1 protein-coding gene and 1 pseudogene are annotated in these 590 nt (G+C 65.1%); both read right to left on the reverse strand.

Annotated features, from left to right (window positions below):
- A pseudogene (locus IEW19_RS23230) lies at nt 1–197 on the reverse strand (hypothetical protein); the annotation flags it as partial.
- Nucleotides 198–275: 78 nt separating this feature from the next.
- Nucleotides 276–590 (reverse strand): sortase domain-containing protein (locus IEW19_RS23235; RefSeq protein ID WP_188573898.1); only part of this gene is annotated, 315 nt, incomplete at its 5' end.

Consider the following 590-nt stretch of genomic DNA (forward strand, 5'->3'; position numbering starts at 1 on the left):
GGAGTTGACGATGCCATCGGGGAAGCGCTCATGTTCATGCCCGGATCCATGGACGCCCCGGCTGATCCAGCGACCGTTGAAGGCGCTGCTGACGTGCCGGTCCCGGTACCACCGCTGCCGCAGGCGGTGGCGCCGATGATCGTGGCGGCACCGATTACAGCGAGGGTGAGGCGCTGTCGGATCGTGGTGGTCTTCATGGCGTATTCCTCTTTCAATCGCGGCGCGAACGGCCTGCCGGCTGACTGACCCGGCCCGTGGCCTGCCGGCAAGGGTGCTCAGGCGGGGTGGCTGGAGGTCAGGTGGGCATAGACAACGGTGTTGTCAAGGTACTCGCGGGTGGCGGGGTTGTAGCCGCCGCAGGTGATGAGGCGGACTTCGGGGCGGTCCGCGTTCTGATAGACCTTTACCGTCGGAAACGTTGATTTGTGGTAGATGTCGACGTTGTCGACGGTGAAGACCGCGGCGGTGTGGTCGGCCCGGGTGACCGTGATGGTCTGGCCGGGGGTGAGTTCGTGGAGCCGGTAGAACAGGCCGATATCACTGTTGGTGGCGTTGACGTGGCCGAGGATAACCGCTGACCCGGTCTGGCC

Source organism: Arthrobacter liuii, from assembly GCF_014639275.1.
GTDB lineage: Bacteria > Actinomycetota > Actinomycetes > Actinomycetales > Micrococcaceae > Arthrobacter > Arthrobacter liuii.